19 protein-coding genes, 3 pseudogenes and 1 other annotated feature are annotated in these 19,249 nt (G+C 43.2%); of the genes and pseudogenes, 9 read left to right on the top strand and 13 right to left on the bottom strand.

Going from position 1 to position 19,249, the window contains the following annotated elements; translation table 11 throughout:
• Positions 1-140: pseudogene (locus FTV09_RS13740) on the bottom strand (IS5/IS1182 family transposase); the annotation flags it as partial.
• A gap of 251 nt (positions 141-391) precedes the next feature.
• Between FTV09_RS13740 and ribA the strand changes: the two are divergent.
• Positions 392-994, top strand: coding sequence for a GTP cyclohydrolase II (gene ribA / locus FTV09_RS13735; RefSeq protein ID WP_004871355.1), 603 nt, complete (start codon positions 392-394; stop codon positions 992-994).
• Between the two features lie 135 nt (positions 995-1,129).
• Here the strand turns inward: ribA and trpA are convergent, their stop codons facing one another.
• Together trpA and trpB are read right to left on the bottom strand one after the other, a co-directional pair.
• Positions 1,130-1,888, bottom strand: coding sequence for a tryptophan synthase subunit alpha (gene trpA, locus FTV09_RS13730; protein WP_257222898.1), 759 nt, complete (start codon positions 1,886-1,888; stop codon positions 1,130-1,132).
• 26 nt (positions 1,889-1,914) lie between these two features.
• Positions 1,915-3,126 carry a tryptophan synthase subunit beta gene (trpB, locus tag FTV09_RS13725; RefSeq protein ID WP_180058649.1) on the bottom strand — a complete coding sequence of 404 codons (1,212 nt, stop codon included), beginning with the start codon at positions 3,124-3,126 and terminating at the stop codon, positions 1,915-1,917.
• Between the two features lie 100 nt (positions 3,127-3,226).
• On the opposite strand from trpB, the gene FTV09_RS13720 reads away from it, so the two are divergent.
• From FTV09_RS13720 to FTV09_RS13705, 4 genes are all read left to right on the top strand, one after another.
• Positions 3,227-4,120 (top strand): LysR substrate-binding domain-containing protein, encoded by an 894-nt coding sequence (locus FTV09_RS13720; RefSeq protein WP_144583790.1) that lies wholly within the window; start codon positions 3,227-3,229, stop codon positions 4,118-4,120.
• A 113-nt stretch (positions 4,121-4,233) separates the two neighbouring features.
• A complete protein-coding gene (locus FTV09_RS13715; protein ID WP_004981561.1) occupies positions 4,234-4,806 on the top strand; it encodes a nuclear transport factor 2 family protein in 573 nt (190 codons plus the stop codon).
• Positions 4,782-5,279 carry a chalcone isomerase family protein gene (locus FTV09_RS13710; RefSeq protein WP_144583789.1) on the top strand — a complete coding sequence of 166 codons (498 nt, stop codon included), beginning with the start codon at positions 4,782-4,784 and terminating at the stop codon, positions 5,277-5,279. The genes FTV09_RS13715 and FTV09_RS13710 overlap by 25 nt, the downstream gene beginning before the upstream one ends.
• A gap of 11 nt (positions 5,280-5,290) precedes the next feature.
• On the top strand, positions 5,291-5,977 hold the full coding sequence (locus FTV09_RS13705) for a response regulator transcription factor (RefSeq protein ID WP_144583788.1): 687 nt from the start codon (positions 5,291-5,293) through the stop codon (positions 5,975-5,977).
• Positions 5,978-5,994: 17 nt separating this feature from the next.
• Here the strand turns inward: FTV09_RS13705 and FTV09_RS13700 are convergent, their stop codons facing one another.
• From FTV09_RS13700 to nudC, 9 genes are all read right to left on the bottom strand, one after another.
• Positions 5,995-7,317 (bottom strand): HAMP domain-containing sensor histidine kinase, encoded by a 1,323-nt coding sequence (locus FTV09_RS13700; protein ID WP_087013145.1) that lies wholly within the window; start codon positions 7,315-7,317, stop codon positions 5,995-5,997.
• A 35-nt stretch (positions 7,318-7,352) separates the two neighbouring features.
• The gene (locus FTV09_RS13695) at positions 7,353-8,402 is read right to left on the bottom strand and encodes a cyclopropane-fatty-acyl-phospholipid synthase family protein (protein WP_144583787.1); all 1,050 of its coding nucleotides are present in this window, start codon (positions 8,400-8,402) and stop codon (positions 7,353-7,355) included.
• An 8-nt stretch (positions 8,403-8,410) separates the two neighbouring features.
• On the bottom strand, positions 8,411-9,190 hold the full coding sequence (locus tag FTV09_RS13690; RefSeq protein WP_180058648.1) for a DUF1295 domain-containing protein: 780 nt from the start codon (positions 9,188-9,190) through the stop codon (positions 8,411-8,413).
• Positions 9,191-9,213: 23 nt separating this feature from the next.
• The gene (locus FTV09_RS13685) at positions 9,214-10,410 is read right to left on the bottom strand and encodes a cyclopropane-fatty-acyl-phospholipid synthase family protein (RefSeq protein ID WP_144583785.1); all 1,197 of its coding nucleotides are present in this window, start codon (positions 10,408-10,410) and stop codon (positions 9,214-9,216) included.
• On the bottom strand, positions 10,407-11,201 hold the full coding sequence (locus FTV09_RS13680) for a DUF1365 domain-containing protein (RefSeq protein ID WP_144583784.1): 795 nt from the start codon (positions 11,199-11,201) through the stop codon (positions 10,407-10,409). The genes FTV09_RS13685 and FTV09_RS13680 overlap by 4 nt, the downstream gene beginning before the upstream one ends.
• Before the next feature lie 9 nt (positions 11,202-11,210).
• The gene (locus FTV09_RS13675; protein ID WP_180058647.1) at positions 11,211-12,494 is read right to left on the bottom strand and encodes an NAD(P)/FAD-dependent oxidoreductase; all 1,284 of its coding nucleotides are present in this window, start codon (positions 12,492-12,494) and stop codon (positions 11,211-11,213) included.
• Positions 12,491-13,477 carry an acyl-CoA desaturase gene (locus tag FTV09_RS13670; RefSeq protein ID WP_180058646.1) on the bottom strand — a complete coding sequence of 329 codons (987 nt, stop codon included), beginning with the start codon at positions 13,475-13,477 and terminating at the stop codon, positions 12,491-12,493. The genes FTV09_RS13675 and FTV09_RS13670 overlap by 4 nt, the downstream gene beginning before the upstream one ends.
• Before the next feature lie 130 nt (positions 13,478-13,607).
• Positions 13,608-14,111 carry a lipocalin family protein gene (locus FTV09_RS13665; RefSeq protein ID WP_373687712.1) on the bottom strand — a complete coding sequence of 168 codons (504 nt, stop codon included), beginning with the start codon at positions 14,109-14,111 and terminating at the stop codon, positions 13,608-13,610.
• A gap of 165 nt (positions 14,112-14,276) precedes the next feature.
• The gene (nudC, locus tag FTV09_RS13660) at positions 14,277-15,044 is read right to left on the bottom strand and encodes an NAD(+) diphosphatase (protein ID WP_180058644.1); all 768 of its coding nucleotides are present in this window, start codon (positions 15,042-15,044) and stop codon (positions 14,277-14,279) included.
• Positions 15,045-15,433: 389 nt separating this feature from the next.
• Here nudC and FTV09_RS13655 point away from each other — a divergent pair, with 389 nt between their 5' ends.
• Together FTV09_RS13655 and FTV09_RS13650 are read left to right on the top strand one after the other, a co-directional pair.
• On the top strand, positions 15,434-16,957 hold the full coding sequence (locus tag FTV09_RS13655; RefSeq protein ID WP_180058643.1) for a cryptochrome/photolyase family protein: 1,524 nt from the start codon (positions 15,434-15,436) through the stop codon (positions 16,955-16,957).
• 3 nt (positions 16,958-16,960) lie between these two features.
• On the top strand, positions 16,961-17,113 hold the full coding sequence (locus tag FTV09_RS13650) for a DUF2256 domain-containing protein (protein ID WP_180058642.1): 153 nt from the start codon (positions 16,961-16,963) through the stop codon (positions 17,111-17,113).
• Here the strand turns inward: FTV09_RS13650 and FTV09_RS13645 are convergent.
• Entirely contained in the window at positions 17,110-17,364 is a 255-nt protein-coding gene (locus tag FTV09_RS13645) for a TIGR03643 family protein (protein WP_144583777.1), read from the bottom strand. The genes FTV09_RS13650 and FTV09_RS13645 overlap by 4 nt on opposite strands.
• A gap of 176 nt (positions 17,365-17,540) precedes the next feature.
• On the opposite strand from FTV09_RS13645, the pseudogene FTV09_RS13640 reads away from it, so the two are divergent.
• Together FTV09_RS13640 and FTV09_RS13635 are read left to right on the top strand one after the other, a co-directional pair.
• Positions 17,541-18,330 (top strand): annotated as a pseudogene (locus FTV09_RS13640) (integrase core domain-containing protein).
• Positions 17,816-17,932, top strand: a sequence feature (AL1L pseudoknot). It overlaps the preceding pseudogene by 117 nt.
• A gap of 40 nt (positions 18,331-18,370) precedes the next feature.
• A pseudogene (locus tag FTV09_RS13635) lies at positions 18,371-19,126 on the top strand (IS4 family transposase); the annotation flags it as partial.
• Between the last annotated feature and the right edge of the window lie 123 nt (positions 19,127-19,249).

The following is a 19,249-nucleotide window of genomic DNA, read 5'->3' as shown; positions in this document are numbered from 1 at the left end:
CGCCCTTGTTTGCCTTTTGATGGCGCATACCATTGCGTAGCAGGATCAAACCAAATGGCAATATTTCCGCGACTCATAAGTGCTCGGTTATATGCGGGCCAATTGGTTGTGCGGTAGATTTTGTGTGCAGGCTTCTTCATTTGAAAATTATATCGCTGAAAAAGCCTTTACAGATAGGTTTGTGCAACAAAGCCATATCCAACTAAAAACAATTTTAGAAAGCTTGTCAAAGCTAAAATTAGATGTAACTTATTGTTTTTTTTTATTTAAATTTACTTCACACACTAAAAACTTTTGTATTTTCACATAAATTTCACTATCTGAAAACTATTTTAGCTGGAAAGTAATAGTTGCAAGTTTCTAAATTTTTAAAATACAGGGGTATAATTAAATGGCTATAGAATTTGTTTCTAAATCAAAGTTACCTACTGCGTTTGGCGATTTTGAAATTATAGCGTTTCAAGACCAAAGTACTGGTGAAGAACATATCGCTCTTGCCAAAGGCATGGATACTATTTCGAATCAACCAATACTCGTCAGAATTCATTCGGAATGCTTAACAGGCGATGCTTTTGCTTCACTGAAATGTGACTGTGGTCCACAATTACATTCAACTATGAAAATGATCAATGATGCAGGTCAAGGTGTGATCTTATACTTACGCCAAGAAGGTCGCGGCATAGGACTAACCAATAAAATTCGAGCTTACGCACTTCAAGATCAAGGACATGATACTCTTGAAGCCAATTTATTATTAAATTTACCAGCAGATGCTCGTAAATATGATATGTGTACCATTATGTTAGATTATTTAAAAATAAAGAATGTAAAACTCATTACAAATAATCCCCTTAAAATTAAATCTTTAACTGATTTAGGAATTAATGTTGTTGAACGTATTCCTTTAAAAGTTGGTTTAAATATCTTTAACAAAGCTTATCTAGAAACAAAGCAAAAACGCATGTCACATCTATATGATAATAGTGATTTTTAAAAAGCGATCACTTTTAGAAAAAAATCCACATATAAAGTTCTATCTCCCTTTCGGGAGATAGGCGAAGATAAAATACTGTTTTATATTTAATTATGTTTTTAAAGAATACGCAAATACCTATCAAAGATAGCTGGCTTATTCTTTATTTTCTCTAAGTATTTGCGAAAAAACTGTGACTTTTTCTAAAGTCGCATTCATCCCCTTATTAAAAAAAGTATTGACAAGTGCTGAGCCAATGATAATAAGATCTACTTTATTGGCTAAAGCTTTAACATGACTTTCATTTTTGATCCCAAAGCCAATTGCAACTGGAATATTAAAAATAGGCTTGATTTCAGCAATCTTTTTCTCAATATTGGGTAGATTTAAATGCCCCCCTGTTAAGCCATTTTCTGCAACATGATATAAAAAACCTGTCGCGCGCGCTGAGATTTGCTCTAACCTTTCAACTGGGGTCGTCGGCGCTGTCATTGCAATTAAATGCATATTTTTTTCATGTAATTGCACTTCAAAGTTTTCTCGATATCCATATTGAGCATCTAAAATCAATATTCCATCTATAAGATTTTCTGTTTCGGCGACAAGTGTTTCGAAACCATATTGCATCATCGGATTTAAATAAGTCATAAAAATTATTGGTGTCGTGTCATCATGCAGCCTGATTGCTTTTACCAACTCAATGGTCTGTTTTACCGTTTGACCTGCACGTAATGCTCTAAGATGTGCTGCCTGAATGATCTCTCCATCTGCCACTGGATCTGAAAAAGGAATGCCAACTTCAATAATGTCAGCCCCAGCTTGACCTAATTGGCTCAACAGACGACAACTTTCTGCAAAATTAGGATCTCCAGCAGTAAAATAACAGACCAGACCGCTTCGATTTTCCAGTTTCAATTGCTCTAATTTTTGATCTAGACGGTTCATGCTGTAGCTCCTGCAAGATATTTTTTGACCGTGTTTAAGTCTTTGTCACCTCTGCCGCTTAAATTGACAATAATAATCTGTTCTGGCTGCATTTCTTGAGCAAGTTGAATCGCATACGCAATTGCATGAGAACTCTCAAGCGCAGGAATAATGCCCTCCTGTTGGCTTAAAAGCTGAAATGCATTTACAGCTTCTTGATCGGTTATAGCCGTATATGTCACACGTCCTGTTTCAAACAGAATGCCATGCTCAGGGCCAATACCAGGATAATCTAAGCCGGCTGATATAGAGTGTCCTTCTAAAATCTGCCCATCTAAATCTTGTAATAAATAGGTTAAATTGCCATGCAGCACACCAACTTGACCTTTGCAAATAGAGGCGGCATGTTCACCAGTATGTGTTCCTTTTCCACCTGCCTCAACGCCAAAAATTTTGACATTCAGGTCTTCTAGAAAGGGATGCATCAACCCTAATGCATTTGATCCACCACCAACGCAAGCAACCAAAGCATCCGGCAATTTATTTTCTTTGAGGAGTATTTGGTTTCTGGCTTCTAGACCAATAATTTTCTGAAATTCTCTAACCATCGTCGGATATGGATGAGGGCCTGCGCCAGTACCCAACAGGTAATAGGTTGTATCCACATGACGAATCCAGTCACGTAATGCTTCATTCATGGCATCTTTTAAAGTCCCACGACCTTTTTGAACACTTCTGACTTCAGCTCCGAGTAATTTCATGCGTTCAACATTCATTTGTTGGCGCTGAATATCTGTTTCTCCCATAAAAATGGTGCATTTCATCTTAAACAGCGCGCAAACCGTTGCTGTTGCAACACCATGTTGTCCAGCACCCGTTTCTGCAATGATTCTGGTTTTCCCCATAAATTTGGCCAATAAGATTTGCCCAACACAATTATTAATCTTATGCGCACCCGTATGGTTCAAATCTTCCCGCTTGAGATAGATTCGAGCACCTCCCGCATAAGCTGTTAGGTTTTTTGCATAGAAAAGAGGACTAGGCCGCCCAACAAAATCTGTTAAAATTTGCTGATATTCAGCCCAAAATTCAGGTTTGTGCCGAACAGTATTAAAGGCTTGCTCTAATTCTTGAAGTGCAGGCATCAAGCTCTCTGGCATGTAACATCCGCCAAATTTACCAAAAAATCCCAAGTCATCAGGACCATTACCTGTATAAGGGGTTGTCATCTCATATCTCTTGCTGTATCCATTTTTTTCATCTTAAAATATTTTCATTTTTCTGATAATTGATATATTTTGAGCTTATGGTGTTAGAAAATTTTACAACATGAAACGTAGAACATTGCCTCCCCTTAATGCTTTAAAAGCATTTGAAGCCGTCGCCAGAAATAAAAGTTTCAGCTTAGCTGCGGAAGAGTTGTGTGTCACCCATAGTGCGATTAGCCATCAAATAAAACAGCTAGAAGAATGGTTAGATAAAAAATTGTTTATTCGAAATTCCTCGACCATCTCTCTGACGGCGGACGCCGAAGAATTATCTCGAGTTTGTACGCATCTTTTTAATAATTTAGAACAATGCATCTTTGAATTAACAAATAAAACATCAGAGGTAGAAGTGGTAATAGGCGCTTCTCATAGTTTTATGGCAAATTGGCTAATTCCCCGATTAGAAAAACTCGAAGTCATTTATCCCAATATCCATATCAAATTAATGACATGTAATGACTTAAAATTGTTAGAAAAAGAGAAAGTTGACATATTGATCAATAGCATCAATGAGAATCATATGCTTCCCAACTTTTTGAATAAATATCTTTTATTTCCCGATAACATGGGGCCTATTTGTAATCGTGAAATAAATCCGCTTCATACAAAAAATGATCTTTTAAATTATCCATTACTTCATACCCACTCAAATAAAAATGCATGGCATACATGGTTTAATCAGTCCCAAATTCACTTTTCCCCAAAAGCGAATGATCGCTATTTTGATAGTCTCAATTTAATGATAGAAGCTGCTGTGTCTGGGTTAGGAATTGCGATAGCGCCTCAAATTTTAGTAGAAAAAGAAATATTAAATGGAAGGGTCATTGCCCCTTTTGGTTTTATCTATTGTGACTATAATTTTTATGCAATGGTCAGAAAAAATAACGAAAATCGTGATGTCATGAATATCATTCATTGGCTAATGACTGAAGAAAAAAGAGAAAGTGAAATTTAATCCTCAATCATCAAAATTCTATTCAATGTACTGTCTTTAGTATCTATCTTCACATTCTGTTCACTTTAGCCTCTCTAAAGTGGGAGGATAAACTGTGAAGATGGACAGTGAATATGAATCAAGTCAAAACGTTAATGGCAATTGCCTTATCCTTACCAGTGCTTTTCCTGTCAGGATGTAAAAGTGTTCCTCGTTATTCCTCTGATTATGCAAATGCCAGAGCGAGTATTCAGGGAATACCCTTAGATGATGCAAAAGCACTAGAAATCGGTACCCGCTTCACTTCGGCATTTAATACCTTGGGCACACCTAAATTCGTTGAAAATGCTGGAGCACTGTATGCAGATCAGCTTTTTATTAACGACACTCTGTCGCAATTTTCATCGCGTAAAAAACTGCTTGAACATTTTCAAGGTATGAACCAGCGGGTGAGTAATGTAACTGTCAGTCTATTAAATACTTCATATCATCAAGACTCTGCCTATGTACATTGGCATATGGTTTATGATTTTAAAATGTTCGGCAAGACACGAACAATGGATTCATTTGGAATCAGTGAAATAAAGGTCAACCCAAACCATCAGATTATTTTCCAACAAGATTTCTGGGATCCGGCCAATGGTCTGTATCGTTCTTTGCCTTATGTAGGAGGAACCTATTCATGGGTACTGCCTTTCAAAAAGTAGCCATAACCACTGTACTGATGCTCGGGAGTTTCGGTTCGTGGGCGCATGCACAGAGCTTAAATAAATGTGGTAATGGCCCACTAATGGTGGGACAAAAACAGGTCGGTGTGGCCAGTTACTTTGCGCAAAACTGTAATCAGCCTTGGCAAGGCCAAAACATGCAGATGGATTTTACCTATACGCAGAATATTCCAGAATGGGCATTCAAACGTGCAGCCAGACATCTACTCCAACGTAATATCAAAGATCAGAAAATTCAGGCTGTTTTCAATCCAATCACCGATATGTATCGTCCAGTGAACTCAGGAGATCTATACCAACTAAAATATAGCCATGCCACACACACATTAAGCCTATACTTAAACCAGAAACTGCAGGGACAACTCCAGAACCCATTAGCCCAGCAATATTTTAATATATGGCTAGGTCCTCAGCCATTTAGTGCTAAATTAAAACAGCAATTAATAAAGTAGTCTCTACAGTTATGTCTAAACATTTTATTTTGATGGTTGAAGATCATTACGAACTGGCATCTACCTTATGCGAGTTTCTAGAAGAGCATGGTTTTGTGGTCGATCATGCTCGAAACCTAAATGCTGCGCGCCAATTGCTCAAGCAGCAACGCTATCATATTTTACTTTTAGATATTAACTTACCTGATGGTTCGGGTTATGAACTATGTGAATGGCTACGAAATAAAGAAGGTATGGACCTCCCCGTGCTGATGCTCACCGCACGCGATACGCTGAATGACAAACTTAAAGGTTTTAATTCAGGAACGGATGATTATCTAGTCAAGCCATTTGACTTTAATGAGCTGGTGGTTCGAGTCAAAGCTCTGATCAAGCGTTCACAGGGTGAAGTCTCCTCTAGCCGTCTTCAAATTCATGATCTTATTCTGGACCCTGCAACACAGCAACTGACTCGTGGAGGACAAACCATTGAACTTCCCCCCATTCAATTCAAACTGCTCAAACTACTGATGCGTCATTCGCCTAAAGTTCTGACTAAACAGGAAATTATGATAGAGCTTTGGGGGGATCAAGAGCCTGAAAGCGATGCCCTGCGTAGTCATATTTATAATTTGCGTAAAATGGTCGATAAGCCTTTTGAGCAAAAACTAATTCACACCATATCTGGTGTAGGGTTAAAGATCACTTTAGAACCTTAAGCTCTAGAAGCCAAGCCTTAATTTAAATACACGACGACAATCAGTCCAGTCGTCATCGCCAGATCAACATCCTGATGGGTATTGAGATAATACTGCCGATCAAACAATTCCACTCGCCAGCCAAGCTGCTTGCACAACTTCTGTACCAATTGCAGTCCAATGCCATGACCTTTGATCTCTAATTGCAATTGCTGCCCCGACAGTTCTTGCACCTTTGAGTTATTCGGTAAAGGAATGCCGACACCATTATCTGCAATCAATACTGTATTTTTTTGCAAAATGACATCAATTTCTGTGCCTTGTGAATAATTCAGTGCATTCCGCAAAATATTGCCAAATACCATTTTGGTCATCGACGGGTAAAGTTTACGTGGCTGTTCGTTTAGATCTTTTTGAAAATTTATCCGCATACCTTTGTTATGGCTAACACTATCTAGATCCTGAACTAGATTCTCCAGACATTCTGAAAGCATAGTCGATTCAGCGGTTAAAGTATTGGTGGTATTGCGGGCGATAGCCAGTAGTGTGTCAACTAATAGTTGCATGTCTTCAATGGTGTTGTTCAAGCGAGTAAATGATTTATTGTCCCCATAGCGTGCCTGACACAACTGCACATTGCCTTTTAAGATGGTAAGTGGTGTGCGAAGCTCATGACTGACATCACCAGTAAATTCACGTTCACGCTGAATAAACTCGCTTAATACCTGATGATATTTTTCTAGCGCCTGCTTCAGATATTCCGCTTCCAGATTTGAATCAGTCCGTATGTCATGAAATGGTGAAGCCTGATTTTTATAATCTTCCCAATCAATATGTTCCAGTGCGTTGGCAAGCCTTGTAATGGGAGAAAAATAGCGCCGGGCACGACGGTTCCACCACCATAACATACTATAAAGTACAAACAAGCTGACCATCAGTGGTGCCAGACCAAACAGCCAGACCAGTTTATTGACATTGCTTTCGCCAAAGACTAACAGGACATGCTGCCCATCTTTTTCGCCATAAACGGTCATGCGTTCCTTACCATCGACAAAATGCCGATTCACCCCTTGCTCAAGTGACATATTCTTAAATTGGGAGGGTGGCACAGTGTTCCAGCGGTAACCATACAGGTTTTTGGTATCGGGCAATTCTGCAGCAGGATTACGTTCTAATCGCTGCCAGTAGTGTGACATTTCCTGTTCTAGCGCCGTTCTGAGCAAAGAACCTTTAATCACCCAGGCACTGAAGCCAATCCCAATCACCACAGACAAGGCAATGAATCCGATTTGCAGCCAGTAGTAGCGGTTAAATACCTCACTCAGAGGATGATCACGTTTATCCCTAAATAGCTTTAACATTGATGCATTCCCCGCTGGCCAATCCCACTGTTCAATTATAAGGCTTTCTTCTTTAACAGAAAGTGGCCAATGACCCACTCGCGTCCATTGTCATAACCAAATAGCTCGGCACAGGCCATAAAGAAAATCCGCCAGCGCTGCCACCAGATTGCGGCATCCGCGCCATAAGTTTTTTCAAATAAGGGCTTTAGCTCGGCCTGTTTACCATCCATATTTTCTAGCCAAGCATTTGCGGTACGTTCATACTGCGTACCCGCCCATTGCCAGTGCTGTTCTAGCTGTAAATGCTGCTGAAAATGTAGGAAAGTTGAGGCTGCTGGCATCAAACCACCACTAAAGAAATATTGCGACATCCAGTCAAACTCATTTTTGACTTCAAACGGGTAATGCAAGAAACGATGACAGAAAATATGACACCACAATAAGCCATCTGGTTTGAGCCAAATACTGATATTTTCAAATAGTTTTTGATAGTTACGCACGTGCTCAAACATCTCCACCGATACCACACGGTCAAATGACGCAGGTTCAAATTGCAACACATTGACATCACAAGTGATCACCGTCAGGTTATCCAGTTTTTTTAAACGGGCTTGTTCCTGAATATACTCGCGCTGCGTTGAAGAATTTGACACGACTGTAATACGGGCCCTTGGATAACGCTCGGCCATATATAGACTTAAAGACCCCCAACCGCAGCCAATTTCCAAAATATCCTGCCCGTCTTTCAGTTGTGCTCGCTGGCAATAGCATGCAAGAGCAGCTTCTTCGGCTTGGTCTAGCGTCATATCGGCATGTTCAAATAGACTCGCGCTATATTTCAAACGCTTACCGAGTACTGCCTGAAAAAATGCGGTCGGCAGTTCATAATGCTGCTCATTGGCTTTGTCTGTCTCAATGGCAATTTCGCTGTTTTTCAGCATGGTCAGCACATCCATATAGCGCTGCGCTGCCAATGCGGGGTTAAACCGACCTTCTTGTGCCAAACGTTTTTTGCTTAAAGTACGAATGCCTGCACGAATCACTGGGTCTGGCACCTTGCCATTTTCGATCAGTTCTAAGGTTTTTTGAATCATAAAATCCATGTATTTACCTACTCTTTGGGTGGCCACGGAATAAACATTGAAGTTCGTCGTTGATAGTCTTTATAGTTGTCGCCACGGTGGGCGAGCGCCTGTTTTTCACTAAATGGAATACCTGTAAAGTAGTACAGGAATAGCCACATCAGCAGAGGATAAATCCATAATTCATAGCATCCTGCTGCCAGACCGAGCACTGGATAGGCAAACCAATGCAGCCATTCAAAAAAATAATTCGGATGGCGCGAATATTTCCATAAGCCCTGATCCATGGTTTTACCTTGATTCTGTGGATCTAGCTTAAAACGGTAAAGTTGCTGATCGGCAGTGCTTTCGCCTATCAAAGCCGAGAGCATGATCATACCCGCCACAATAACAGTGACCAAAGTCCAGTCATTCCATTGCTCGGTCGAGATACTTAACAACTTCAGCATTGGGTAAGAAAACAGTAGCGCCAAACCTGCCTGAAATATAAAAAACACCAGAAAACCAAGATGCTGATAGTCCCCCATCGCTCTGCGCATGTTGGCATAACGCGTGTCTTCTTGGGTTTCATTGGCATAGCGCCGTAACAGATGCCAAGTCAGTCGTGAAAACCAGATCCCACTCGCCAGTCCCAGAAATAACCGAACTAACAGTGGTGCACTGTCAATCGCCCAAGCGGCAATAATCACATTAAGAGCAATACTGAAACTCCAAGCGACATCGACTAGCCCTGCTCTGCGGTTATAGGTCACCAACACCCAGCTACAGAGCATGATGAAGACATTGAGCAAAAATAAATCTAGCAGCATGTCGCCCTCCTGTTTAATTCTGCTTAGTAAGCACTGGCTTCAAACAGCAAATGAACATCACTGATCACGCCTTCCCTAAAACCACCTTCGCAATAACACAGATAAAAATCCCACATGCGGATAAAGCGCTCATCAAAACCAAGTTGCAGCACCTGATCACGTTGCTCCAGAAAACGCTGACGCCAACACTTCAAGGTTTGTGCATAGCTTTGACCAATATCTTCCAGATGCTTGAGACGCAGTTTCTGTTCGGAAGCGGCTTGGGTCATGACACTGATACAGGGGATAAAACTACCCGGGAAGATATAGCGCTTGATGTAGTCCACGGTATTCAGGGCTTTGGCATAGCGTGCATCTTCAATGGTGATAGCCTGGATCAGGGCCAGACCATTCGGTTTTAGTAGCTCACGGCATTTATGAAAATAGGTCGGCAAATACTGCTCACCTACCGCCTCGATCATTTCAATCGACACCAGTTTGTCGTATTTGCCTTCTAGTAGGCGGTAATCTTTTAGTTGCACATCAACGCGATGTGACAGTCCGGCTGCAGCGATTCGGGCCACGGCTTCATCATATTGTGCCTTGGAAATGGTGATGGTAGTGACCTTGCAGCCATAATGCTGAGCCGCATAAATAGCAAAACCTCCCCAGCCACTGCCAATTTCAACTAAATGATCCATCGGTTGTAACTGCAGTTTCTGACAGATCAGCTCTTTTTTATAATCCGAAGCCTGTTCCAGGCTCATGCCCGGCTCTTTAAACACTGCACTGGAATACATCATGCTGCTATCCAGGAACAGCTTAAAAAAGTCATTGCTCAGGTCATAATGCTCGGCAATATTCTTACGGCTGCCATCAATCGAGTTCTTGCGCGATTGGTACCAGGCCTTTAACAGCAACTGACTCGCTTTGGCCAGTGCATTCTGGTTCATCCGGTCCAGCACATCACGGTTGCGTGCCAGAATGCGGATCACATTGACCAGATCTTCACTGCTCCAGTAACCGCGGATAAAACCCTCTGCTGCGCCGAGCACACCATTACGGAACAACAGTTCCATCAAACGGGCATCATGTACCTGAATCACGGCTTGTAGATCGGCATTTTCACCGACGGACCCATTCCAGACACCCTGAAAGACCAGTTGACCATGACGCAATTTCAGCAAATGGTGCAGAACCATGGGTAGACCCGAGTGCTCCCCCATAAACAGTGTTTTCATAACAAGGTATTTCCTTTGTCTTTTTTAGGATGGCGATAAAATGGGATTTTCTTCTTCCATAAGCGAAATGCGTGTAAGTAAATTCCACCGACCATCTTAAAGGGCTCAACAACTTTAAAAAGAGCATAACGGTGCTGCTGTGAAGGAACTGTGATGGCCTGCAGCGAAAATTGCATCGTGGCATCAAATTGCAAAACGTTCTGGTCAAAGAGCTGCATATGAATCACATTCTTTTGATCTGAAAAGCTAAAGCGCCAGCGGTAATTCAATGCCATTGGCATGAACGGCGATACATGAAAAGCCTTTTTAAAATCAAATTGGTAGCTCTGGTAAGGTGCATGTTCAGCTGCATTGTTCCGGCAGTCGTGAATGTAAACCTGACGTTCATTCCACGGCGTATTGGTAATTTCACTGAGGACAAAGAGCAGTTGATCGGTGGCACCAAAGACTAGATAAAACACCACGGAATTAAAACGAAAGCCGAGTGTGCGTGGCAAGGCCAGCACCCGGATGGACGCAGCATGCGGTAACAGGTAGTTTTCTCGCTTGATCAGTAGGCGTGAAACTTTCTGCCGAATAGAGCCACATTCCATGGTCAGAAAGTCATGCTCATCCAGGGTCAGTAAATTCCAGCGGCTAGAGGACCACAGCCAGGATTTTCGGGTAAAGGTCGCAAACTGATCCGGATCAAACCATAGATAGGTCAGCTGAGTTTCAAAAGCATGGGCTTTGGGCAAATAACGGCGGTGTCGAATTTCGGCAGCGGCGATCGCCAATGGATACATCTGCATAAAGTGCTCCTAGGCTACCTGCTCAGTCCGTTGCAACAGCTGATCGACCACCCAGGAAGCACTACGCGCGCCATCCTCATGAAAGCCCCAGCCCCAGTAAGCACCACAGTATGAGGTGCGGTTCTGACCATTAACCTCTGCCCAGCGTTGTTGTGCTTCAATCGCAGTTGCATCAAACACCGGATGACGGTAGTTTCGTTCCACCCAGACTTTTTTCGGATCAAGTCTAAAATTAGGATTCAGGGTGGCAAAGACCTGGGTTTTGCATTTCAGGTTCTGCAGCTGGTTCATCCAGTAGCTGAAACCATAGTGCATACCACTGTGCTGGAATGGCGTCTGTTCAGTTGCCTGACTTTGGGTCACATGTACATGCCAGCTGGCCCATTGGCGACGGGATTTGGGCATGATGCTGGTATCAGAATGCACCACCATGCGGTTATCCTGATAGCGGAACTTGCCGAGCACGTCCAGCTCCTGCGCAGACGAGTCTTTCAGCAATTTCAGGCTGTCATCGGCATGGCTGGCAAAAATCACCCAGTCAAAACGTTCACTACCTTGTTGAGTTTCAATCAGCACATCATTGGCACTCCGCGAGACATGCAAAACGCTCATCTTGCGGAAGCTAATATTGGCTTGGGACTGAATCGCACGAACGTAGCGAGCCGATCCACCCTTGACTGTAAGCCATAACGGCCGGTCTTTTAGTTGCAACATGCGATGGTGCTGGAAAAAACTCACCACAAATTTATACGGAATCTGTCCGGCCTGTTCCACCGGGCAGGACCACAGCGCTCCACACATTGGATAGAGATGTTCCTGGCGGAAGGCTTCGGAATAGCCATGCTGATTTAAATACTCATCAATACTAAGCTGTGCATCGACCTGCTCGACATCCAGATCTTTATTGGCCGCATAGAAACGGAACAGATCCGACAACATCGCGCGAAAATCTGCGTTAAAAAAGTTTTGCGGTCGGAACAACAGCGAGAATTTTTTTGACGGATTGTACTGCAAGCCGCTGACCTGATTATTCACCGAAAAGCCCATGTCACTGCTTTGTGATGGAATCCCGAGTTCTTTCAGCATGGCACAGAACAGCGGATAGTTATGCTCATTAAACACAATAAAGCCGCTATCCACCGCGACCTGTTCACCGTCTATATTGAGCTGATGGGTATCGGTATGACCGCCGAAGTAGTTATTCTTTTCGAAGACTGTGACTTCATGCACTTTGCTGAGTTTCCAGGCAGCATACAGACCGGAAATACCTGAACCAATAATTGCAATTTTCATGGTGATTCCTTCGATTGAATTGTGTGAGTGCCTGCCGTAGCGGCTTTTTTCTGTTTTCGAGCCTGAGCAATTTTACTGACTTCATAGACCCGTGCCGGAATGGGCTTGATACCCCAGACCAGTCCGAACCAGGACATGAGTTTTAGCAGGTAATAGGTCACATCAATCTGCCACCAGTAAAAGCCCTGTCGGGTGCTACCAGCATAGTAGTGATGGTTGTTATGCCAGCCTTCGCCCAAGGTAATGATGGACAGGAATAAGTTGTTACGGCTGTGGTCATCCGTGTCAAAATCCCGGCTGCCGTAATGATGCGCCAGTGAATTGATACACAAGGTGGCATGGATCAGTAACACGGTAGAGATTACAAAGCCCCAGACCAGCAATTGCAGGCCGGACGTTCCAAGTTGCGGCCAGGTGATGGCCAGCCATTCGCCTAGTGCATAAATCCCGCCCGCAGTCAGCAGCACCACAATCAAACTGAAACGGTCCAGCCAGATCAGTTCCGGATATTTCAGCCAGTCCTTGATCACTTCTTTACGCGTGGCAAAATTATATTCATTTAAAAACCAGCCGACGTGGCTGTACCAAAAACCATGTGTGGAAGAATGTGGGTCTTGTAGTGTATCGGTATAGCGGTGGTGATAACGGTGATGCGCCGCCCACCAGAGAGGGCCACGCTGTGCACTCATGGTGCCCAGTAATACAAACAGGAAGTGTACCGGGCGCGAGGTCTGAAAAGTTTTATGGGACAGATAGCGATGGAAAAAAGCGGTGATGGAAAACATGCGGATTAGGTAGAATGCCAGCATAAAGCCCAGTGCAAACCATGACACACCCACCCAGAACACGGCGAGACAGGCCAGATGCAGCAAAATAAAGGGAAAAATACGGACCCACTGAATCTTGCTGTTTTCAGCAGTCAGTGTTTCAGGCTGTGAGGTTGTAGACCAGCTGTCTATCCATCGTATCAGACTTTTCAACATGGACTCATCCTAATTTTAAGTGAATGTCTTTATTGTATTTGATGAGTCTAATCAGTCAGATATGAATTTTCTGTGAAGTAAAAAAAGCCGAACTGTAAGAGTCTAGGCAGTTCGGCCAAAGGGTAGCAGATTAATGCGGTAATTTGATCAGTTTTGTAATGTCATAACCATAGTGCTTGGCAGTCTCGAGATACGACTGGTAGGTGGCTTCATCCAGTTGCGGTTCACGCGACAAGATCCACAGGTACTTATTGCTTGGTCCACCTACTAGCGCCACTTTATATTCCGAGTCAACTCTTAACACCCAATAATGACCTTTGGTAAAAGGCATCCAGCGCAAACCTGGGGGTAAGAAGCTGACCTTGAGTTTGCTGTTCCCTTCATTTTGTGGATAGGCAATACCTTCGGAGCTGATCATCTCGCGATTGGCAATACGGCAGCTATTTAATACCCCCATAGTCTGGTCAGCATTGACGCTATATTGTGCAGTGATATTAGATACACACTTACGCTGAAAATACATCGGTAGATGCGCAATTTCATACCACTTGCCTGCATACTTCTGGATATCTACCTGGTCGACTGCCCGAGGCGCAGCAGTTTCAGCTTGCGTAGTAGAACTTAAGCTGATCATAGCCAGTGTTGTCACTGCCAAAACAGACTTGAATAGCATCTTCATTTTTTAGCCTTGTTTGATTTTAGGCTTAAGATAACTCAACAGCATGTGAACAAAGCGTGAAGACGAAATAATGTGATTCAGGAGGCGTGCTGCTAAAAAAGCCTTAGACTGGTTTCCGGGTTAAAGCCATTCTTTGCTGTCATCTGCCACAGGGGTACCATGCATCACATGCTGAATCATGGCATAGGCAATACTGCCCTTGAAGGGAATCTCAGGTAACTGATCAAATTTGAAAAACTGCGCATCGCTCAGTTCATTTTCCTGAATTTGAATGTCCCCTGTATGATATTCCGCCTTGAAGGCCATCATCAGATTGCTGGGAAACGGCCACGGCTGGCTGGCCAGATATTGAATATTCTTGATCTGCAGCCCCACCTCTTCCAGGGTTTCACGGCGTACTGCTTCCTCCAAGGTTTCGCCCACTTCGACAAATCCGGCAATCAGACTGTACATCTGGGTTTTATTGCGGGCATTTTTTGCCAGTAAAATTTCATCTTTGCCCCGGGTAATGATGGTAATCACACAGGGGTTCACCCGCGGATATTGGTTATAACCACAGGATGGACAGACCATGGCATACTGGCTGGCGTGTTGCTGGGTGGTATGGCCGCATTTACTGCAAAAGACGTGGTTCCGGCGCCATTCCAGTAACTGTACCGCACGGCTGGCCTGTTCAAATTGTGGTCTGTTCCAGACTTGCACCAGTTGTCGGATCGGAACCAGCTGATAACCTTCCGGCACCGGTTCGTCTTCTTTCAGATCACGTGCAATGATCTCGCCATTTTCCGAGAGGTCCAGATCATGCTGCAGTCTTGCGACCTGCGGCAACTGAAAATGCTCATCCACCAGTAATTGCTGCTGTCTAAAAATATACGCTTTTGAATGCATGCTCGTGAGAATTCCCTGATTAAAAAAAATCCCATACTGGGGATGTATGGGACAAAACTAAGGAAGCTTACATGGAGTAACTTCTAGCCAGATAGTAGGTGCACGCCATCTAAATTACAAGCATAATAATTTGTATCTTTTTGATTAAAATCACATAATTTTCACAACAATTATGTATTCAGGAATAAAGCGAAGCGAGTTTCATCAACTGGCTTTAGCATTGTAGAGATGAACAGTCTTTTATTGCAGAAATTATGATTCCTATGCGATGTCAGAGGATCATCTGGTCGAGTTGAATTGATTCAACATACGGGTTGATATTTATTTTCACAAAAAATTGAACTGTCTGGCTTTACACTAGGCTATCTTTGATCGGGTCTGGAAGGGCTATGCGTTTCGGTTTAATTCTGGGTGACCAGCTTCATCATCAGCTTGCTACGCTTAAAGCACTGGACCGTACCCGGGATGTGATCCTGATGGCCGAAGTGGTTGAGGAAGCGATTTATGTCACCCATCATCCGCAGAAAATTGCCCTGATTTTTAGCGCGATGCGGCATTTTGCCAAAGAACTCAAAGCAGAAGGCTGGCGTGTACGTTACCACACCTTTCAATCCGGCAGTCCGATTCGTAGCCTGCTGGATTTCGTACAGGCACAGCGACAGCTGTTCCCCGTCACAGAACTGGTGATGACCCAATGCGGGGAATACCGCCTGCAGCAGCAGATTGAACAGCACTGGAGCCAGCAGCTGCAACTGCCGGTACAGTATCTGGATGACGAACGTTTTTTCTGCAGTCCAAAGCAGTTCCGGCACTGGGCCAGCCGCTACCAGACGTTGCGCATGGAATATTTTTACCGGGAAATGCGTAAGCAGACCGGTTACTTGATGCAAGGACAGCAGCCGCTTGGACAACAGTGGAACTATGATAGCGCCAATCGCAAGGCCTGGTCAGGCAGTCCGCCTTTACCTGAACCCCTCTGCTTTGAGCGCGATCAGATTGATCTGGATGTACTGGAACTGGTTGAACGTGAATTTTCCCGGCATCCCGGAAGCCTTGCCGATTTTCGCTGGGCCACCACGCGCAGCGATGCCCGGCTTGCATTGCAACATTTTATTGACCACAGTTTGCCGCATTTTGGCGATTATCAGGATGCCATGGTTCAGGGTGCAGACACACTGTTTCACAGCCTGCTCTCGCCTTATCTGAACTGCGGCCTGTTGCTGCCGCGAGAAGTCTGTGATGCCGCAGAAGCGGCTTACCATGCCGGTCATGCGCCACTGAATGCCGTGGAAGGGTTTATCCGGCAGATTCTGGGCTGGCGCGAATATGTCCGTGGGATTTACTGGCTGTACATGCCGGAATATGCCAATCGCAATGCACTGCAGCACTCAGCACCATTGCCACAATTTTACTGGACTGGCCGCACCCAGATGAATTGTATGGCTGAGTGTTTCCGTAATACTTTTCAGCATGCCTATGCACATCATATTCAGCGTTTGATGGTGACTGGAAATTTTGCCTTATTAACTGGTGTAGACCCGCAGCAGATCAGCGAGTGGTATCTGGCAGTCTATGCCGATGCCTATGAATGGGTAGAACTACCGAACACCTTGGGCATGGTAATGCATGCCGATAGCGGCTTGATGGCCAGCAAACCCTATGCGGCCTCGGGCAATTACATCCATAAGATGTCCGATTATTGTAAGCACTGTAGCTACAATGTCAAAACTCGCACCGAGCTAGATAGCTGTCCGTTCAATAGCCTGTACTGGTATTTCATGATCCGGAATGAGGCGAAATTTCGTACTCATCCACGTATGGGCATGATCTATCGACAGCTAGATAAACTTAAAGATCGGCAGCAGATTATCAGCCATGCCCAGCAACTTCTTAGCCAGATCAATGAGTTATAAACCATGAAAAAACAGCATCTCCCTGAAAAAATCTGTATCCACTGTTTGCGCTCTTTTACTTGGCGCAAGAAATGGCACCGCTGCTGGGAGGAAGTACAATATTGTTCTGAACAATGTAAACGTGAGTCCAGACGGTTATCAAAATCAAATGCTTAGAAACGCTTGTATTGCCGTGAACAATAGGCCCGTTTCACTTCGGGTGAACGCAGCTGCAGATGTTTGGTTTTTCGACCAGTCATGCGTGCACGCCACATTTTAAAGCTACTGAGTTTCATATTTTGCCGCATCAAGCGGATCACCGCCGCTTCATTTAAACCATACTCACATAAAATAGCTTCAAAAGGGGTTCGATCTTCCCAAGCCATTTCTATAATTCTAGATAAGTCTTTTTCAGAAAATTGATTCATACCATTCTCGTTTTTAATCATCATGAAGCGTCAATAAGCTTTATCGACTTTAATCTGACTAAAAGCATAATAATACGATCATGAATTTTTTGTGAACCGTACCGGGTCTATTGGAGATAAAACTTTCTGAGATGAAAAGCATTGCTTCGCAAGACGTAGCAAAGTGTAGTGTCCCGATGAAAAAACCAAACTATACCCCCGAAATCAGAGAAGGAGCGGTTCAATTACTAATTGAATCTGAAAAAGATTATCCTTCTACTTGGGCAGCAATCACAGCTATTGCTCCTAAAATCGGTTGTACTCCTGAAACATTGCGTGTTTGGTATTTAAAGCATCTGGATCAACTAAATTCTGCCAAAGTACAACAGATATCTGACCAAGAAAAAATGAAGCAAATGGAACGTGAAATTAAAGAATTAAAGCGTGCCAATGAAATTCTACGTAAAGCAGCCGCTTTTTTCACCCAGGCGGAGCTCGACCGCCCACACAAATAATGGTGGATTTTATCCATAATAATAAAGAGCTGTACGGAGTCGAGGCGATTTGTAGAATTTTACCGATAGCCCCTTCAACCTATTATCGGACTCTAGATCTCTGTGATGAGAAGCATTGCACGATCGAGGCATGCCAAAGAATGTGATTCATCATTCCGATAGAGGTGTTCAATATCTTTCTATTCGCTATACCAATCGTTTAGAAGCAGCAAATTTACGAGCATCAGTCGGTACAACTGGTGATTCATACGATAATGCTCTGGCTGAAACGGTGAATGGCTTATACAAAACAGAGGTGATTGAATATTTAAAAGCAGATTGGCAAGGTTTAGCAGATGTACAACTTGCGACACTAAACTGGGTAGATTGGTTCAATAAAAAGCGTGTACACAGTGCACTGGGTTATGTATCGCCTTTTGAGTTTGAAGCAATGTACTATGATAAGATTAACCCGTTAGGTCAGGTGGCCTAACTTAAATAAAAAAGTCTCCGACAAACCTGGTACGGTTCAACTCTATTCACTTGATGCGAGTCATATCGATCTTTCATTGTCCTTGTGTGAATGGGCAAAAGTGCATGCATCCAAAGCCAGTATTAAACTGAGCGTTGGCTTAAATCACAGTAATACTATTCCTGAATTTATGGCGCTGGGTGATGGTATTGAAAATGATATGGTGCAAGGCAGAACCTTTAAATTTCCTGCTGGTAGTATTGTTGTATTTGACAAAGGCTATATTGATTATCAATGGTTTGCTCAACTGACCCATCAGAAGGTCAGCTTTGTCACCCGACTGCGCCCAAAAACAGTTTATCAAGTTAAATCAAGTCGAAGCGTATTAGCGTCTAAAGGCATCATTGCAGATGAATGGATCGAATTAAGCAGTACTCATGCAAAGAAAAGAGGTGCACCGAAATTATTAAGACGCATAGAATTTTATGATGTAGAAAAGAAAAGGACATTTGAATTTCTGAGTAATAACTTTCATTTGGCAGCTTCCACGATTGCAGCGATTTATAAAGATCGCTGGAAGATTGAGTTATTCTTTAAAGCCATTAAGCAGAATTTAAAACTCAAGTCATTTCTAGGCCGAAGCCGAAATGCAATACACACCCAAATCTGGATCGCCTTAATTGCATATTTACTGGTGAGCTTCGCTCAACATATGGCTCAAAAAGAATGGAGTGTTCAGCGTTTACTGAGGATTATTCAGGTCAATTTATTTGAAAGGAAGCTATTAAGATCACTCTTTATGCCCGATAAAAAGTAAGCGTCCGCTGAACACACCTTATGAATTCATCCTATAAGCCTTAATTTAGTCCCCACTTAAAAACAAGTGGGGACTAAAATTTATGACTACAAATCACCAGACATCCATCGCATCTCTTGCGAA

Origin of the sequence: Acinetobacter sp. YH12227, from assembly GCF_013417785.1 — a bacterium.
In the GTDB taxonomy this organism is placed as follows: Bacteria; Pseudomonadota; Gammaproteobacteria; order Pseudomonadales; family Moraxellaceae; genus Acinetobacter; species Acinetobacter gandensis.
This window is presented reverse-complemented; position numbering and strand designations above follow the sequence as displayed.

What these genes read in the sequence shown, in the direction of transcription:
- ribA (WP_004871355.1), top strand. Translation starts at nt 392, where the DNA reads ATGGCTATAGAATTTGTTTCTAAATCAAAGTTACCTACTGCGTTTGGC.
- trpB (WP_180058649.1), bottom strand. Translation starts at nt 3,126, where the DNA reads ATGACAACCCCTTATACAGGTAATGGTCCTGATGACTTGGGATTTTTT.
- FTV09_RS13720 (WP_144583790.1), top strand. Translation starts at nt 3,227, where the DNA reads ATGAAACGTAGAACATTGCCTCCCCTTAATGCTTTAAAAGCATTTGAA.
- FTV09_RS13715 (WP_004981561.1), top strand. Translation starts at nt 4,234, where the DNA reads ATGAATCAAGTCAAAACGTTAATGGCAATTGCCTTATCCTTACCAGTG.
- FTV09_RS13710 (WP_144583789.1), top strand. Translation starts at nt 4,782, where the DNA reads ATGGGTACTGCCTTTCAAAAAGTAGCCATAACCACTGTACTGATGCTC.
- FTV09_RS13705 (WP_144583788.1), top strand. Translation starts at nt 5,291, where the DNA reads ATGTCTAAACATTTTATTTTGATGGTTGAAGATCATTACGAACTGGCA.
- FTV09_RS13700 (WP_087013145.1), bottom strand. Translation starts at nt 7,317, where the DNA reads ATGTTAAAGCTATTTAGGGATAAACGTGATCATCCTCTGAGTGAGGTA.
- FTV09_RS13695 (WP_144583787.1), bottom strand. Translation starts at nt 8,402, where the DNA reads ATGGATTTTATGATTCAAAAAACCTTAGAACTGATCGAAAATGGCAAG.
- FTV09_RS13690 (WP_180058648.1), bottom strand. Translation starts at nt 9,190, where the DNA reads ATGCTGCTAGATTTATTTTTGCTCAATGTCTTCATCATGCTCTGTAGC.
- FTV09_RS13685 (WP_144583785.1), bottom strand. Translation starts at nt 10,410, where the DNA reads ATGAAAACACTGTTTATGGGGGAGCACTCGGGTCTACCCATGGTTCTG.
- FTV09_RS13680 (WP_144583784.1), bottom strand. Translation starts at nt 11,201, where the DNA reads ATGCAGATGTATCCATTGGCGATCGCCGCTGCCGAAATTCGACACCGC.
- FTV09_RS13675 (WP_180058647.1), bottom strand. Translation starts at nt 12,494, where the DNA reads ATGAAAATTGCAATTATTGGTTCAGGTATTTCCGGTCTGTATGCTGCC.
- FTV09_RS13670 (WP_180058646.1), bottom strand. Translation starts at nt 13,477, where the DNA reads ATGTTGAAAAGTCTGATACGATGGATAGACAGCTGGTCTACAACCTCA.
- FTV09_RS13665 (WP_373687712.1), bottom strand. Translation starts at nt 14,111, where the DNA reads ATGATCAGCTTAAGTTCTACTACGCAAGCTGAAACTGCTGCGCCTCGG.
- nudC (WP_180058644.1), bottom strand. Translation starts at nt 15,044, where the DNA reads ATGCATTCAAAAGCGTATATTTTTAGACAGCAGCAATTACTGGTGGAT.
- FTV09_RS13655 (WP_180058643.1), top strand. Translation starts at nt 15,434, where the DNA reads ATGCGTTTCGGTTTAATTCTGGGTGACCAGCTTCATCATCAGCTTGCT.
- FTV09_RS13650 (WP_180058642.1), top strand. Translation starts at nt 16,961, where the DNA reads ATGAAAAAACAGCATCTCCCTGAAAAAATCTGTATCCACTGTTTGCGC.
- FTV09_RS13645 (WP_144583777.1), bottom strand. Translation starts at nt 17,364, where the DNA reads ATGAATCAATTTTCTGAAAAAGACTTATCTAGAATTATAGAAATGGCT.